This window comes from Paenibacillus sp. SORGH_AS_0306, assembly GCF_030819345.1.
GTDB classification, from domain to species: Bacteria; Bacillota; Bacilli; order Paenibacillales; family Paenibacillaceae; genus Saccharibacillus; species Saccharibacillus kyungheensis.
In genome coordinates, this window is record NZ_JAUTBP010000001.1 from 4,935,471 (window position 1) to 4,951,491 (window position 16,021).

16 protein-coding genes are annotated in these 16,021 nt (G+C 39.1%); 13 read left to right on the forward strand and 3 right to left on the reverse strand.

Annotation, left to right across the window (positions count from 1 at the left end; all coding sequences use genetic code 11):
• Window positions 1–8 precede the first annotated feature (8 nt).
• Window positions 9–779 (forward strand): NAD-dependent epimerase/dehydratase family protein, encoded by a 771-nt coding sequence (locus QE450_RS21950; RefSeq protein WP_273614553.1) that lies wholly within the window; start codon window positions 9–11, stop codon window positions 777–779.
• Window positions 780–884: 105 nt separating this feature from the next.
• Here the strand turns inward: QE450_RS21950 and QE450_RS21955 are convergent, their stop codons facing one another.
• Entirely contained in the window at window positions 885–2,471 is a 1,587-nt protein-coding gene (locus QE450_RS21955; RefSeq protein ID WP_307302130.1) for a methyl-accepting chemotaxis protein, read from the reverse strand.
• A 254-nt stretch (window positions 2,472–2,725) separates the two neighbouring features.
• Here QE450_RS21955 and QE450_RS21960 point away from each other — a divergent pair, with 254 nt between their 5' ends.
• Complete coding sequence (locus tag QE450_RS21960; protein WP_273614555.1) at window positions 2,726–3,007, forward strand: GNAT family N-acetyltransferase; 282 nt, start codon at window positions 2,726–2,728, stop codon at window positions 3,005–3,007.
• Between the two features lie 109 nt (window positions 3,008–3,116).
• Window positions 3,117–3,683, forward strand: a complete 567-nt coding sequence (locus tag QE450_RS21965) for a DUF420 domain-containing protein (RefSeq protein WP_273614556.1) — start codon at window positions 3,117–3,119, stop codon at window positions 3,681–3,683.
• 102 nt (window positions 3,684–3,785) lie between these two features.
• Here the strand turns inward: QE450_RS21965 and QE450_RS21970 are convergent, their stop codons facing one another.
• A complete protein-coding gene (locus QE450_RS21970) occupies window positions 3,786–4,088 on the reverse strand; it encodes a hypothetical protein (RefSeq protein ID WP_273614557.1) in 303 nt (100 codons plus the stop codon).
• 611 nt (window positions 4,089–4,699) lie between these two features.
• Here QE450_RS21970 and QE450_RS21975 point away from each other — a divergent pair.
• Window positions 4,700–5,491 (forward strand): formate/nitrite transporter family protein, encoded by a 792-nt coding sequence (locus QE450_RS21975; RefSeq protein ID WP_273614558.1) that lies wholly within the window; start codon window positions 4,700–4,702, stop codon window positions 5,489–5,491.
• Window positions 5,492–5,678: 187 nt separating this feature from the next.
• On the forward strand, window positions 5,679–6,224 hold the full coding sequence (locus QE450_RS21980) for a glutathione peroxidase (protein ID WP_273614559.1): 546 nt from the start codon (window positions 5,679–5,681) through the stop codon (window positions 6,222–6,224).
• 265 nt (window positions 6,225–6,489) lie between these two features.
• On the opposite strand, the gene QE450_RS21985 is transcribed toward QE450_RS21980, so the two are convergent.
• On the reverse strand, window positions 6,490–6,648 hold the full coding sequence (locus tag QE450_RS21985) for a hypothetical protein (RefSeq protein ID WP_204826389.1): 159 nt from the start codon (window positions 6,646–6,648) through the stop codon (window positions 6,490–6,492).
• Between the two features lie 282 nt (window positions 6,649–6,930).
• Between QE450_RS21985 and QE450_RS21990 the strand changes: the two genes are divergently transcribed.
• The 8 genes from QE450_RS21990 (at window position 6,931) to QE450_RS22025 (ending at window position 16,021) form a co-directional block, all read left to right on the forward strand.
• Window positions 6,931–7,764 (forward strand): sensor histidine kinase, encoded by an 834-nt coding sequence (locus tag QE450_RS21990; protein ID WP_307302134.1) that lies wholly within the window; start codon window positions 6,931–6,933, stop codon window positions 7,762–7,764.
• Complete coding sequence (locus QE450_RS21995) at window positions 7,757–8,419, forward strand: response regulator (protein WP_204826391.1); 663 nt, start codon at window positions 7,757–7,759, stop codon at window positions 8,417–8,419. Before QE450_RS21990 ends, QE450_RS21995 begins: the two co-directional genes overlap by 8 nt.
• 187 nt (window positions 8,420–8,606) lie before the next feature.
• Window positions 8,607–10,289: a copper resistance CopC/CopD family protein gene (locus QE450_RS22000; protein ID WP_307302136.1), complete on the forward strand. Its 1,683-nt coding sequence runs from the start codon at window positions 8,607–8,609 to the stop codon at window positions 10,287–10,289.
• Window positions 10,290–10,352: 63 nt separating this feature from the next.
• Window positions 10,353–11,123: a YcnI family copper-binding membrane protein gene (locus tag QE450_RS22005; protein WP_307302137.1), complete on the forward strand. Its 771-nt coding sequence runs from the start codon at window positions 10,353–10,355 to the stop codon at window positions 11,121–11,123.
• Between the two features lie 230 nt (window positions 11,124–11,353).
• Window positions 11,354–12,886 carry a p-aminobenzoyl-glutamate transporter gene (gene abgT, locus QE450_RS22010; protein ID WP_307302139.1) on the forward strand — a complete coding sequence of 511 codons (1,533 nt, stop codon included), beginning with the start codon at window positions 11,354–11,356 and terminating at the stop codon, window positions 12,884–12,886.
• A gap of 69 nt (window positions 12,887–12,955) precedes the next feature.
• Window positions 12,956–14,215, forward strand: coding sequence for an amidohydrolase (locus QE450_RS22015; RefSeq protein WP_307302141.1), 1,260 nt, complete (start codon window positions 12,956–12,958; stop codon window positions 14,213–14,215).
• An 83-nt stretch (window positions 14,216–14,298) separates the two neighbouring features.
• Window positions 14,299–15,660 (forward strand): helix-turn-helix domain-containing protein, encoded by a 1,362-nt coding sequence (locus QE450_RS22020; RefSeq protein ID WP_274171186.1) that lies wholly within the window; start codon window positions 14,299–14,301, stop codon window positions 15,658–15,660.
• A gap of 13 nt (window positions 15,661–15,673) precedes the next feature.
• On the forward strand, window positions 15,674–16,021 hold the full coding sequence (locus QE450_RS22025; protein ID WP_273614567.1) for a hypothetical protein: 348 nt from the start codon (window positions 15,674–15,676) through the stop codon (window positions 16,019–16,021).

A 16,021-nucleotide genomic window follows, 5' to 3' on the forward strand; every position in this document is an offset into this window, starting at 1 on the left:
GGAGTCACATGAAGCGCAAACTATTAATAACAGGCGCAAGTGGTGTGATTGGGAAGAGTCTTTATCAAGGGTTACAACAAGAATATGATGTACTGGCAACAGATATTGAAGGCGATACAGCACAAGGGATACAACCATTAGATATTACTGATGCAGAGCAAATTAAACAAAAAACGGTAGGAATCGATACGATATTGCATATAGCCTGGCAAAAAGATGAAGATGACTTTTTGGGCGTAGCTTTACCTGTCAATGTAACCGGTGCTTATCATTTGTTTGAAGCCGCCAAACAAAATGGCGTTAAACGGATTATTTTCGCAAGTTCGAATCATTCTACAGGCTTCTATCAAGTAGGAGAAACGATAGATGTAAATGATCCATATCGCCCTGATAGTATTTATGGGTTGAGTAAATGTTATATTGAATTGTTAGGGCGTTTGTATAGCGATCAAAATCATCTTTCTTCTTTCAATATTCGTATTGGGAATTTTCCTGGTGATGATCGACCTCATTCAGAACGTGCTACTCATATCTGGATCTCTGAACGTGATCTACTTCAGTTGGTGAAATGTTGTATAGAAGCACCAGCAGAGCGCAAATATATGAATCTGTACGGTACATCAGCGAATACAGATAATTATTATAATATTGATTATTTAGCAGAAGAGATTGGTTATCGTCCTCAAGATGATGCTACCGAGGTATTGGCTGCTGAGAATCAAAAGAAAGAACAACTTCCGCAAGATGAGACATTATTTCAAGGTGGTCAAGAAGGATAAACATCATAAAGAACAACAACAAAAGCCAGTTGTCTTCATATCTGATATGTATTCAGACTTGAAGATAACTGGCTTTTGTATAGCATTGTAGCTATTAATGATTGATTATACTTTGAACACAGAAGCAGCGGTATTAAGCTCTTCGGCTAATTGGGCTAACGAGTGAGAAGTAGCGGCTGTTTCTTCAGAAGCGGCAGCAGATTCCTGACTAGCTGCGGCAATCGATTCTACAGCAAACATAACTTCATTAGCTTGAGCAGCTTCTTCTTCGCAAGCCGCTGCAATTTCATTGACTTTGATAGCAGAGTCATTTACTACATTCACAATTTTTTGGAATGCTTCTTCAGTATGAGCAGATTGAGTTACACTGTGAGTGACTGCTTTGATACTGGACTGCGTATTTTTTTGCATCACTTTGATAATCGTAGCAATTTGCTTGGTAGCATCGATACTACGTTCAGCTAATTTACGCACTTCGTCTGCAACAACAGCGAATCCTTTCCCTTGATCACCTGCACGAGCAGCTTCAATAGCAGCATTTAGCGCAAGTAGATTCGTCTGATTCGCAATATCGTCGATAACACTAATGATTTCACCGATACGCTGAGAATCATCTTCTAATTTATTCATAGAATTACTGACTTCATTCATCGACACTTTAGACTCGCTGACAATTTGTTTGCCTTGTTCAGCCATATCTACTGTAAGGTTAGATAATTCAGCCGCACCGCTTGCACTTACAGCGACAGAATCAATAGCCGCAGAGAGCTCTTTGAACAATTCGGTAATCATTGAAGCAGATTCAGCTTGCGTATTGCTGGTGTTCGCAATCTGCTCTGTACTTGCTGATATTTCTTGTGAAGAAGCCGCTACATTTTCTGAAGATAAAGTAATCCGTTCGATCAATTGGCGTAGATTGGTAGCCATCGTGTGAACCGATGTAGATAACTGTCCAACTTCATCTTTATTTTTATTTTCCAAACTTTCACTAAGATCGCCTTTAGCATACTTGGAGATTAAATCAGTAAGCTTACGTAGTGGAGAAGAAATACTGCGCGAGATTATAGAACCTAGCAAAATACTAAATAACGTAACCAGAATCAAAGAAATAATAGTGATTTTGACACAAGCAACATAGCTGTCTTCAATCTCTTGACTGGCTTGTTGAGCAAGATTCGAATTGTTATCGATCATTACGGCGATGGCATCAGCCACCTGATCGCCTACAGGTTTTAATGTGTTGTCTTTATAGTTGTTAAAAACAGTTAGATTATTAGCCTGTGCTAATCGTGTAGCTTCTTCGTATAAAACTAAGTAATCTTTGTATGTTTGATTAAATTTATCCAGATTCGCTTTTTCTTTTTCAGTAGTGATTGAATTGCCATATGTTTGAGCCAAGCTTTCCATATTCGTCTGGAAATCTTTCATTTTGGTCAGTAAGGCTAATTTTTTCTCGGTTGTCTGTGCTGTACTCACATCCCGCACAGCTACACGCAATCGCTGATAATAGACTTCGATTTGCGATAAATCTTTTACTGCTACGAGATTATGGCTATACATATTCTTAGCTTTGTTGTTCAGATCTTTTAAATTTTGCAAACTGTATAATCCGAAACTAACAAAGATTAAGGTAATAATTAAAAAAGCAGAGATAATTTTTGTTGCTGTCCTCAAATTCCGAAACCACTGCATACCCAAACCTCCCAAATGCATAATGTAAACATGATATATATTTCGACACTATATGATAATTCTTAATAGGAAATTAAAACTTTTGTACCAAAAATTAAAAAAAATAAATATTTTTAATACATTTTCTTCATATTTCCACATTATGGCGTTGATAGCAGACTTGTTTCTGGATCAGGAATAAAGGGGATAAAACTATAAGAAGTATTCATTTAAAATATATTTGCAGGTTCATGCAAAAAAAGGAGATTATACGAATGGAAAAAGTAATCGAGACAGAACAAGGTTTAGCATTGCAAATAGATGGTGAGACGAAAGCTGAAATAGGATTTAGTGATTATGATGAGCAATCGATAAGTATCGATCATACTTTTGTATCCGAAGAATTACGCGGGCAAAAAGTAGGACAAGATCTGGTGAAAAGAGCGGTAGATATTGCTCGCAAGCAAGGAAAAACAGTTGTACCTGCTTGTTCTTATGCATTAGCATTATTCAAACGCAATAAAGATTATCACGATATCTGGCGTAAAGACGTATAAAATCCAAACAACCTCAAAATGTTCAAACTGTTGTCACCAAAGGGCTTACCCTCAACTCCAATATAAAACTATAATGAGAGTATGAACTTGAAAGATGGGGAGCGTCTGCATGGATAAAAATACACAGCCTAATGTGGCAACACCAAAAACGAATAAAAACTTTGCCGGAATTATTATTACTGTATCCGTTATTGCTAACGTTATTATTTTGTTGTTATTTTTCTCACCAGCAATAGGTTACAAAGGTACAGTCGATTTTGATATTACGTTATTGCCACGAATGAATGCGATCTTTAACAGCTTTACCTTTATTTTTCTAGTAGCAGCTTTAATAGCGATTTTGAGAAAAAATATTAAAGTCCATCGTGGCTTTATTTTAGCGGCTTTTTCATCGACATTGTTATTTCTAGTCACTTATCTAACGTTTCATTATCTATCACCAGAAACCGCTAAATTTGGTGGCGTAGGTATTGTGCGTCCTATCTATTTCTTTATCCTGATTACACATAGTTTCTTAGCTGCGATTATTGTGCCGCTTGCTTTGTTTGCTCTGGTATGGGGATGGACGATGCAGATTGCAAAACACAAAAAAATTGTACGTTGGACAATGCCAATCTGGTTATATGTAAGTTCTACAGGTGTTATCGTATATCTGATGATGGCACCGTATTATTGATCACTTTGGATAACTGAACACAACAAAAAGAACCGCAGCGATCCGGGCTGCGGTTCTTTTTGTATAGAAAAATAATGATAAAGTTATTGTAAAAGCTGTATCTTATACAATACCGTCTTTGTAATTGTTCTGCCAGTGTTTGTCGCCTTTGTGTGTGAAGTCTTCTACTGTTCTTTCCAATGTTTCTACCAATTGTGCTTTGATCTCAGCGATTGTATCACGATATACGCGTTCTTCGTTACCATTGATTTTGTCACCGTAGATTGCTAGAGAAGCTGTATATTGGCGGTGTTTTTCAACCAATTCATCAATAGATTCTAATGCGTGCTCTACATACCGAGTGATAGATTGTTGGTCTTTTGGAAGCATATCACGAAGTTGTTGTACTTTACTTGTGTTTGTCATTTTCGGTCACCTCTTATTATTAATTGTAAATTTACATTAACACTTTTTCACATTAATTACCTTAAATTCGGATTAAATTTTGACAAATTTATGAACGAACTATAACGACAGTCCAATAAAGTGTTGATACATAAGGGAAAAAATATATATATGATCAAGACCTTTGAATTAGGTTAAAGGTCATTGTTTACTGAAAAATGATGTGTCCAATGTGTGTCTGTTAATGTCTATACTATCATTTCGGTAGAATTATTTTCAAATGTTATAGCAAATACTACTTTAGTCACAATTTGTCGATAAATAGGAACTATGTCCTACTTAATTTCCTATAGCTGTAAATTTACTATTTTTTCTAGTACTATTCTAGTATAAATCTTTATACACAGTATAAATTTACATATAAATCTATGATATACATTATAACCTCTTTTCCAAATAATTAACCTGTGATACAGTAACGGTCAGATTGTCTATAACTAAAAACACATCGCAAAAGGGGACGTCTTGTAGCAAAAAGACCTATTCAACATCAGAACAATGGTGTAAAGAAGATTATAATGTCTATGATCAACAGCACATCGAACAAATTCTAATAACGAGGACGGTGAATTATGGAAGTACAATCACTACGACAGGTCGAAAAGTTAGCACTTGAAAAAAATCGGATCTACAAACAAAGCAAGCTTCGTTATTTATCGCGTTCGATGCTTGCCAGTATGTTTATCGGATTTGGCGTTATTGTCGCATTCAAAACAGGGAACTTCTTTTATGCGGTTGAGTCTCCTATGGCGTACCCGATGGCTGCGTTAACGTTCGGAGCGGCGATCATATTGATCTCTTATGGCGGTGGAGACTTATTTACAGGAGATACCTTCTACTACTCCTACGCGGCGATACGGCGTAAGCTGAAGTGGTTAGATGTGATCAGGATGTGGATCACAAGTTATTTTGGGAATATACTCGGGGCATGTGCATTTGCGTTGCTGATTTTTTTAACAGGATTATATGCAGATCATTCGGTCAATGCGTTTCTGTTAAATGTCGTTCAGCACAAAATGGAAGCGCCTACGATGCAATTGTTTTTCCGCGCTATTTTGTGTAACTGGCTTGTCTGTCTGGCTTTCTTTATTCCGATGGGCTTGAAAGGCGATGGCGCCAAATTATTTGCTATGATGTTATTTGTATTTTGTTTCTTTATTTCGGGATATGAGCACAGTATCGCGAATATGTGTACATTTGCGATTGCTCTGGTAGTGGATCATCCATCTACTATTAATTTTGCAGGGGTTATTCATAATCTTATTCCGGTAACACTCGGGAATTTGATCGGCGGAGCGATCTTTATGTCGACGATGTACTATTATGTTAATAAGCCATTTATGGATGAAGAACACGAGGCATAAATCAATTAAATACTGATAAAAGACCAGCCATGATCATCATGTGGCTGGTCTTTTTTACTGCATAGTCTTAAAAGAACTAAAAATATTTTTAAATTTTAATGAATGTGTGTTTATTCGACAAAATATTGGTTATAATTATATAGTAGTGAGACTTATTACACGTGTCCAACACAAAGGGAGAGCCAACATGAGTGTTTATCAATTTTCTGCAAGAGCTATGAATGGTAAAGAAGTATCATTAGAAGAATATAAAGATCAAGTTATCTTAGTCGTAAATACAGCAAGTCAATGTGGTTTTACATTCCAATATGAAGATTTACAAAAGTTGTATGATCGTTATAAAGAAAAAGGTTTAGTGATTTTAGGCTTTCCTTGTAACCAATTTGCAGATCAAGAGCCTGATGGTAATGATAAAGTAGAAGCATTTTGTATGTTGAATTATGGTGTATCGTTCCCAATGTTCCAAAAAGTAGATGTGCGTGATCAAAATGCTCATCCATTGTTCAAGTATTTGGTAGAACAGAAGTCATTTGAAGGATTTAATATGAATCATTCGGTATCTAAATTGATGGTACAATTGCTGAACGAGAAGCATCCAGAATATTTGCCAGGCGATTCAATCAAATGGAACTTTACTAAATTCCTAATCGATCGTAACGGTGAAGTGGTTAAACGCTTTGAATCGACAACCGATCCTTTGGATATGGAAGAAGATATCGAAGCACTGTTATAAAATTGTAATCCACTATAATGTAAGCTATAAATATAAACGACATGATCAATGAATTGAATATATAGTGAAAGCCTGGCAGGATTTTGTCCTAGCAGGCTTTTTTTGTGCATAAAAAAACCGACATCTTCACACATGAAGTATCGGTTTGAGGAACAGATTGTGGTGGTAGATTCAACCATTCCAATCTTCCTTATATATAGTATAACAAGATCATCCATATGATCTTTATTCTCAGTAAAAAGGATACTTTTGGATTCTTAACAAACTATGCGCGTGTTCTAGAAGGAGTCTGGCTATGTTTCATATATTCTAATTTACGAATAATTTCTTTTTGCCATTTAAGATCGCCAATACGTACGGCAAGGTTAAGAAGATCCAGATAATCATCTACTTGTAGTGAAGTCTTCTGTGTCATTACGTTCATCGAGATTCCGGCTCCTTTGAAGTTAAAATAGGTTACTGTGCTCCATCAACATCTATATTATCATTTCATTATCAGTTGAATAGGAATGATAATCATTATCATAAATTTATTGTAAACATTAATACAGTCAATTGCAAATGAATTATTCAATTTTTATTAAAAATAAGTATAGATTTCGATATGTTCACATGATGTCCATACGTGAGATATGTCATAATCCTTTGCAAACACGTACAATAGTGATCGCAAAGATCAATTTTTACGTAAGTAAAGGAGAGTTATATGTCGTATACCAAAATTAAATGGATCATTTTATTTTTACCTACAGTAACGATTGGCTTATGGGAATATATTCGTCATCAATTTCTAATGCCGTATCTCTCGATGGAAGTGGGTAATTGGTTATCACCGGTTATTATCTATGTGGTCAGTGTGACTTTGCTACGGCAATTATTTGATATGTTAGAAAATACGCGTGCAGCGCTCGATCAAGAGCGGATCGTCAAAGGAAAATTGGAAGAACGTCAGTTGCTCGCTGGAGAACTGCATGATGGAGTAGCTCAATCTTTGTTTTTACTCGGCGTAAAGTTAGATCGAGCGAAACGGATGTATGCTGATCCACATGTACAGGAAACGCTTAACGATATCAGTCGCACAGTAAGTGAAGCCAATCACGATGTACGACAAGCGATTGCTGATCTGAAGCATGTTCCTCGTAGTGGAGCAACAGAAGAAGTGTCACTTGCTTATCGTGTCTGGGAAATGATTCCGTTAGCCGGTGTAAAAACAGAATTAGATTGGAAGTTAAACGATAAATATATCCAACCTGAAGAACAAGCAGAACTATTAGCTTGTATACGAGAAGGGTTATTGAATATTCACAAACATGCGCATGCCCAGCAGGTCTGGATACATAGTGAAGGCAACGAGAATGGCTGGCAGATTGTGATTGAAGATGATGGAGAAGGATTTCATGAACAGTCTTTGCAATTGCCCGGTCGATTTGGATTGAAAATTACGGCTGAACGTGCACAGTGGAGAGGATGGACATTTGCTTTGCAACGTCAACAAGAGCGAACTTTATTTATCATCAAAGGAGGTAATCGTGATGAATAGTGTACGTGTCTTAATCGTCGATGATCATGCTCATGCACGCGAAGCAACGCGTGTAATTTTGTCTGAAGATCCAATGTTCAATATTGTAGGTACAGCGACAAGCGGTCAGGAAGCATTGGAGTTCACCGAGCAATGGATGCCTGATCTGATTTTGATGGATATTTCGATGAAAGGGATGGATGGGTTAGAAACGACTCGTCTGATTAAGCTTAGATTTCCTTATATCAAAATTATTATGATGACTGTATCCGATGATGCCGCCCATCTATTCGAAGCGATTAAGCAAGGCGCACAAGGATATATTCTCAAAAGCTTGCCGCCTTCAATGTGGTTGGAATATTTGCGTAGTGTTGTGCTGGATGAAGCAGGGCTTAGTCAAGAGATTGCACTACGTATTCTGCAACAGTTCCCATCGACCAAAGCGCAAAATGATCCGGTAGCGAACACTTTAACACCACGTGAAAGAGAAATTTTGCACTGGGTATCGTCAGGGCTGACCAATCGAGATATTGCGGCAGAGCTTAATATTTCAGAGCAAACGGTCAAGAATCATCTCAAAAATTTACTACACAAATTGCAATTAGAAAATCGAGTACAATTGACAAGATATGCGATTGAGCATGGATTAGCGTCAGATCAGCTCTATCGTCCATAATCTTTTCAAATTTAAGCCATATTTGTAACAGATATAGCCCTATATAGTCATTTTCAGAATGTACTCACTTCGATACCATAGAGATTGTGATTGCACAAAACGGACTTCATAGAAGGCATCTCACATAAAGTAGGTGAATCATATTTATCATACATCAATTTATTTTTCGATAACCAAGCGGAGATTGTTGTTACCTGTATTGCTAGTCCTTTTGAGTATTTGTAGTGGATTATGCTTTCCACAAAGCACTTCGGCTCATTCGTATGTGCAACAATCTTTCCCTGCTCAAAATGAAGTGCTAGACAAAGCACCTGACAAAATCACATTATTATTCAATGAATCGATACAGCCTGCGTATTATCAGATTGTATTGATGGATTCGTCCGGTCAAAAAATAGACGGAGTCAAAGCTGTTATTGATAGTAAAAATGCAGCTCTATTAGAAGCAAACATTCCGGTGAAGCTTGCTGATGATATTTACAATATTTCATGGAAAGCGGTCTCAGGAGATGGACATCCGGTAGAAGGCGGAATTGTTTTTCAAGTCGGAGACGGTGCTGGCAAAAAAATGTCAGATGCGCCAACTACACTACCAGATAGTAAATCAGTTAATCCATTATTGATTGTAATGCGGTGGTTACAGTATACCGGTCAATCATTAGTATTAGGATTGCTTGCGTTATCACTATTTTTATTACCAGCTCGCTTACGTACATCTGAAGCAACAACATGGATGCGTCAGCGTCGATATGCCTTATTTTTATGGATAGGGATGGCACTAACAGTGGTTGCGTTATTGGTTCAATTGCCACTACGCATCGCCTGGAATGCAGATATTCCGGTTATGCAGACAACAACAGAATTAGGAAATACATTCCGTGAAACGACTTTCGGTCAGGTATGGTTGATCCAAATGATCACCGCTGTACTGATTGTCATTCTGATAGCTTTGTATGCGCATAGCAAGCTTGCAACTGCTGCGAAGCGTGCTATCGGAATGATTGCAATTGCTTTGATGATTGTACAATTACTCGCCAAATCGCTGGATGGACATGCTTATGCAGAACCGTATGCAGGCATTGCGATTGCAGCTGATTTTATCCATCTGGTCTCGGCTCTGGTATGGAGTGGTGCACTGGTAGCAATGGCGGTATTTGTACCGCGTATTGTAGCTCCTTTTACAGGAGAAGAACGCAAAACGGTATATTGGAGTATTGTACGCCGCTTCTCATGGTGGGCGATTATATCGGTAGCGGCTTTATTGGTTACTGGTATTTATGGAAGTATTATTTATCTGCCTAGTCTGATGGCACTGTTCAATACGGCTTATGGGTTGACGCTACTTGCAAAAATGTTGTTATTCCTTGTGATGGCGGCATTCGGTGCCATGAATTATGTCAAAGGACGACAGCAAAAAGAAGAGCTTGGCAAAGACTTGATGTGGGAAGTGTTAACTGGCTTTGTGATTTTGATGCTAGCGGCGGCGCTGGTGCATCTTTCTCCTCAAGCCGCTCCGATCAGTAATGGAGCGACACCGAAGCAGACCGTACAGACACAAGAAGTCGATGGATATGAGATTAAATTAGAGGTTCCTCAAGCGCAGATGGGTAGCAATAATTTTATCGTATCTGTTAAAAACAAAACTGAAGCCAAACCTGTAGATGTCGAACAAATTACATTAACGATGAATCATATGGATATGGCGATGGCTCCTACTGAAATTCTGCTTACAGCCAGTGATGGCAAAGATGGAGTCTATCAGAAAACAGGTATGGTGAGTATGAATGGTAACTGGCATGTCAAAGTTCATATTTTGACCAAGTCTTTAGATACGATTGATACTGAATTTACACTACGGATTGGTCAATAAGCTGTGGTACAACAGGCAGATTATATTATGCCTGTATGATATATAAAAAAGGGAGTATGACGAATGAAAAAAAACTCGGTATTTACCAAAATGATCACAATCGGTTCAGCAGTTATGGTCGCAGGATTACTAACATTTAGCAGTATTGCAAGTGCGCATGTTACGGTCAAACCTGCTCAGTCGATGCCTTCCGCCTGGGAAACGTATACGATCAAAGTACCTTCTGAAAAAGATTTGCCAACGACTAAATTAACATTAAAAGTACCGGAAAACTTATCTTTCAAACAATATCAACCTGTACCGGGTTGGAAAACAACAACTGAAAAAAATGATGCTGGTGAAATTACATCGATCACTTGGGAAGCAGAAAGTGGCGGGATTGAAGCAGGTCAATTTCAACAGTTCGTATTTGTAGGTGAAAATCCAGCTAAAGATGGCGAATTAGCATGGGATGCGTACCAATACTATAGCGATGGTAGCGTAGTTGAATGGACAGGCAAAGAAGGAAGCGAACTTCCTCATTCGATTACTACGATTACAGAAAATGCAGCTACAACAACACCTGCCGCTCCAACAACTGATGGACACGATACAGCAACAACCGAAGATACTGCGACAGCTACAGATGAAGCGACTGGAACAGATACTACAAAAACGGAAAGTACACCAGCGACAGGCACAACAACAGATACTGCGGCTTCAAATGATATGAACACGATGCCGATGGAACAACCGGCTAGCAGTAATGGTCTACAAGTGACAACATTGATTATTTCGATTATTGCCTTAGTATTAGGCGGAGTCGCTGTAATGAATTCACGCAAACGCAAATAAAAACGTACCATAAAAAGACATTTTATCATCTAAAGCCAAAAAGATTGAGAACTTAGCTGTCATTGTTCTTGATCTTTTTGGCTTTTTTTATGCAGAAAAACTCATTTTTATAAAAAAAATTAATATTTTTGTTAAAAAACCTTACATATCTATTGTATCCTGTGCATATTTTTTTTATACTGCATTAAACGAAAATGTCGTATTATGATCTTAAAATGGAGGGAATGCTAGTGAGTCAAACACCAGTACAATCGCCGTCAAGTCCAGGAAAAATATTTACATGGGTCGAGAGGATCGGTAATAAAATTCCTAATCCATTTTTACTGTTTGTGTATTTGATCATTATTTTGATGTTAGCGACAGCTATTTTGTCGTGGTTGCATGTGTCGGTAAAAGATCCGACGAATGGAGAATCAGTTGTTGTCAAAAACTTGCTTAGTGCAGAAGGCATTCAGTGGATTCTACCTAATATCATCAAAAATTTTAGCGGATTTACGCCTTTAGGTTCGATTCTGGCGCTGGTATTAGGAGCAGGATTAGCAGAAAAAGTAGGACTGTTACAAGCGTTAATGTTGAAAATGGCGTCTCGTGTCAGTGCCAAGTATGCCAGTTATATGGTGTTGTTTATCGCCTTTTTCAGTCACATTTCTTCAGATGCAGCGTTAGTGATTATGCCTCCACTGGGAGCGCTAATGTTCCTAGCAGTAGGTCGTCATCCGATTGCAGGCTTGATGGCGGCTATTGCAGGCGTGGGTTCTGGATTTACAGCGAATTTACTGGTGGTGACGACAGATGTATTGCTATCTGGAATCAGTACAGAAGCCGCCAAAGCAGTGAACAGCACGATTAGTGTCAGTGTATTGGACAACTGGTTTTTTATGGCGACATCGGTTATTGTGCTGACGATTACAGGAGCAATCGTTACCGATAAATTTGTAGAACCACGATTGCCTAAATATCAAGGAACCGATCAAGACAAGATGGAAGCTTTGACGCCTATTCAAAATAAAGGTCTACTTGCAAGCGGTATAGCGGCAATTGTATTTATTGGTGTGATGTTATTATTGATTTTGCCTAGCAACGGTATTCTTCGAAATCCAGAAACAGGTTCGATTGTGCCTTCGCCATTTATGTCTGGTATTGTGCCAATTATTATTATTTTCTTTTTTGTGGTTGCTGTTACTTATGGTGTTGTAACCAAGCAGATTCGTAATCAAGGCGATATTCCACTGTTGTTGATTGATCCGATGAAAGGAATGGCTGGCTTTATTGTGATGGTCTTTCCATTATCTCAATTCGTGGCTTTCTTTAACTGGAGTAATATGGGGAAATTTATTGCCTTAGGATTAACTGATATATTAGAAAAAACAAATATGACAGGCATGCCTGCTTTTCTAGGATTGATGTTCTTGTCTGCTCTACTATGTATGTTTATCGCCAGTGGATCAGCAATCTGGTCGATTCTGGCCCCTGTATTTGTACCGATGTTTATGTTGCTAGGTTATCATCCGGCATTTGCACAAATGATCTTCCGTATCGCTGATTCGTCAGTGATTCCTTTCGCTCCGATGTCACCATTCCTTCCATTGTTTTTAGGATTTTTACAGCGATATCAGAAAAATGCACGTTTAGGCACGTATTATTCACTTATTTTGCCGTATCCGATCGTTTTCCTGATCGTCTGGTCGTTGATGTTGATTGTGTGGTATATGTTAGGGCTTCCGATTGGCCCGGGTGTGTATCCGCGATTAGCTGATTCATAAACAAAATATTAGATCGATTACTATATGCTTCAAATATAAGATGCACATTTAACAAGGAGATGAACTTGCATGTTAAACATCATTGAATTACGCAGAGATTTGCATCAACATCCTGAATTGGGATTTACCGAATATCGTACAGCTTCGATTGTTGTACAGACTTTAAAATCGTTAGGGTATGACGTGATCTACGGGCAAGATGCGATTGATGGAGACAGTCGGCGCGGATTACCAAGCGACAAAGTACTGGAAGAATCGTATCAACGTGCACTAGAACATGGCGCTGATCCAGATATTGTAGGTAATATGCGTGGGGGATATACGGCGGTCGTCGGTACTTTAACAGGAAAGCGTTCAGGGCCGACACTGGCTTTTCGTTTTGATATGGATGCACTGCCTATTGTAGAAAGTAAAGACGATGATCATTTTCCACAACAACATACATTTGTCTCGCATTTTCCAGGGAATATGCATGCTTGCGCGCATGATGGTCATACAACGATCGGACTGGGTGTTGCAGAAGCGTTAAGCCAGCAAGAGTTCGCGGGAACGATCAAGTTGATTTTTCAGCCAGCCGAAGAAGGAGTACGCGGTGCTTATGCTATGGTCGAAAAAGGGATATTGGACGATGTGGATTATCTATTTTGCGCTCATCTGGGTTGTGAAGTGCCTACCGGTCAATTGCATGGAGGAACAACAGGCTATCTAGCAACGACCAAGTTAGCAGCCCATTTTCAAGGAGTAGCTTCGCATGCAGGAGCAACACCGGAAAAAGGACGAAATGCACTGCTTGGAGCGGCAACTGCTTTGCTTAATATTCATAGTATTCCACGATATAGCACAGGAGATACACGAATCAATGTAGGGGTACTGGAAGGCGGTACAGCAGCCAATATTATTCCTGAACATGCGCGTATGGTTATCGAGACTCGCTCTAAATCGGAAGAGGTGAATAGTGAGCTAGAGCAACGTGTGCGTACGATTATTGAACATAGCGCAGGCATGCATGGATTGGAGTATGAAGTTGAAATAGTAGGTGGAGCCATACCGATTACTTGCGATGAAGATATGATACAAATTGCCCGAGAAGAAGCGGTCGGTATCGAAGGTGTGCATACAATTCCTGAAGAAAGTGCTTATTCTACCGGTAGTGAAGATGCCAGTTATATGTTGCGACGTGTGCAAGAGAATGGCGGTAAAGCGACTTATATGATTATAGGTGGCAGTAATCCTGCTCCGCATCATCATCCAAAGTTTGATATTGAAGAAGCGGCATTACCGATCGGAATCGAATGGTTCCGCCGAATCGCGATGCGTATTCTGCGTTAAAATCGTCCAAGCTTCTTTTGCCCATAGAACTTGATATAATAAGAAGTAACGTATATTCAAGTGTGAGGACAAAGGAGAAGATGATGACGTATCGATTCGGTATCGTGGGGCCACTCCCATCTGTAGAACGTATTTTAAATCTGACCCGGGATCTAGCGGACGATGTAGAATTTGTGGCGATGGTCTATAATCATCCACGAGAAATTCCACAAATCTTAGAACAGTATCGTTCCACAGTCAAAGGCTGGCTATTTTCAGGGCCTATTCCGTTATCAGTTGCAAGCCCTTTTTTGAAAGAACATGAATTAACAGCTTATTGTAAGCCTGCTGGTTCAGGATTATACAAAGCTTTATTACAAATGAATATGGATTATCATATTCGGGATCACCGCTATTCGGTCGATATTATTCGTTCAGAAGACTTGGATATGCACGAGTCTTTTGCTGAAGCAGGATTGCCGATCGACCAAGTGTATCTCAATATATTTGAAGGCTCGGATGAACCAGAGACTTTGATTCAATTTCATATGGATAAATGGAAAAGCGGGCAAAGTGTAGCGGCATTAACCTGTATGCATTTTGTCTATGCTGCTCTGCAAGAACAAGGGGTTCCGGTGTATCGTTTGACCACAAGTTCGCAAGATATTCGGCAAGCCGCCAAGCTACTGATTCAGCAAGCGAGAAGTTCTTATTTTAAAGATACTCAGATTGGGATTCATATGATCGAAGCCGATCTACTTAATCACCGCTCGCTAACCGAATCTACTTCGTATGGATTGCAGTATGCTGAATTACGGATTAAAACCGTACTTTTGCAATTGTGTGAACATATGGATGGTGTGCTGGTGGACAAAGGAAATGGACGCTACCAAATATTTAGCACGCGCGGAGCGATTGAACGTGAATTATCGAGACTGCATCATAGTATAGAGCAGATCGCTCTGGAGATTGAAGTGGAAGTGTCTGTAGGAATAGGGTATGGAGACACAGCGTTAGCCGCGGAGAATCATGCGCTACGTGCTCTTCAGCAAAGTAAACAACAAGAATCGTCTTCACACATTATTATTGTGCAAGATAACGGTGTGATTCGTGAAGCGGTAGGGCAGATCGAAGAATGGAGTTATAGTTCTCGTTCTCTAGATCGAGCATTATTGTCTCAATTGAACGAAGCTAATATCAGTGTCAAAACGTACAAAAAAATCGAAGCACTGACACAGCGGATGAACTGGGATGGCTTCACAACCGCTCAACTTGCTCAACATTTGTCTATGACTGTGCGTAATGCCCAACGGATTATGAGTAGCCTTTGTCACATTCATCTTGCCGAGGTAGAAGGCGAGGAGCTACAAGCGCTACGAGGGAGACCACGCAAAATTTACCGTTTAACTCAGGTGCACGGTTCTGCTGAAGCATCACTTGAACAAACAAACCACAGTCTAGATTAAAGGGGGAGTCATGTTGGATAAGAAGCTTATTTCATTTAGTAACGGGATCAAATTATATTACATTATCGTAGCGGCTGTCTGGGTTTTTCTGATGATTCGCAAATCAAATCTGATGACACAAGGTGCGAGTACTGCTCAGCAACAATCGTTGTATGTAGCAGTGATTACGGTGGGGATTTTGGCTATCGTGCCTGCTCTGATTCTGGCATGGAGAGGATTGTATCGCTGGATAAGCAAAGCACCTGATGTGACTGTGCCTATGCGTCGGTTTCTTTTAATTATCAGTATTCCGATGTTGCTGGTGATCGGTTATATGGTGGAATTGATTCTTATTATGATTTTTGTAGGCTTAGGAGGATAA

Coding starts and splice junctions, on each gene's coding strand:
- QE450_RS22020 (WP_274171186.1), top strand. CDS start 14,299: ATGACGTATCGATTCGGTATCGTGGGGCCACTCCCATCTGTAGAACGT.
- QE450_RS21975 (WP_273614558.1), top strand. CDS start 4,700: ATGGAAGTACAATCACTACGACAGGTCGAAAAGTTAGCACTTGAAAAA.
- QE450_RS21990 (WP_307302134.1), top strand. CDS start 6,931: ATGTCGTATACCAAAATTAAATGGATCATTTTATTTTTACCTACAGTA.
- QE450_RS22005 (WP_307302137.1), top strand. CDS start 10,353: ATGAAAAAAAACTCGGTATTTACCAAAATGATCACAATCGGTTCAGCA.
- QE450_RS21960 (WP_273614555.1), top strand. CDS start 2,726: ATGGAAAAAGTAATCGAGACAGAACAAGGTTTAGCATTGCAAATAGAT.
- QE450_RS21955 (WP_307302130.1), bottom strand. CDS start 2,471: ATGCAGTGGTTTCGGAATTTGAGGACAGCAACAAAAATTATCTCTGCT.
- QE450_RS21950 (WP_273614553.1), top strand. CDS start 9: ATGAAGCGCAAACTATTAATAACAGGCGCAAGTGGTGTGATTGGGAAG.
- QE450_RS21995 (WP_204826391.1), top strand. CDS start 7,757: ATGAATAGTGTACGTGTCTTAATCGTCGATGATCATGCTCATGCACGC.
- QE450_RS21980 (WP_273614559.1), top strand. CDS start 5,679: ATGAGTGTTTATCAATTTTCTGCAAGAGCTATGAATGGTAAAGAAGTA.
- QE450_RS22015 (WP_307302141.1), top strand. CDS start 12,956: ATGTTAAACATCATTGAATTACGCAGAGATTTGCATCAACATCCTGAA.
- QE450_RS21985 (WP_204826389.1), bottom strand. CDS start 6,648: ATGAACGTAATGACACAGAAGACTTCACTACAAGTAGATGATTATCTG.
- QE450_RS21965 (WP_273614556.1), top strand. CDS start 3,117: ATGGATAAAAATACACAGCCTAATGTGGCAACACCAAAAACGAATAAA.
- QE450_RS21970 (WP_273614557.1), bottom strand. CDS start 4,088: ATGACAAACACAAGTAAAGTACAACAACTTCGTGATATGCTTCCAAAA.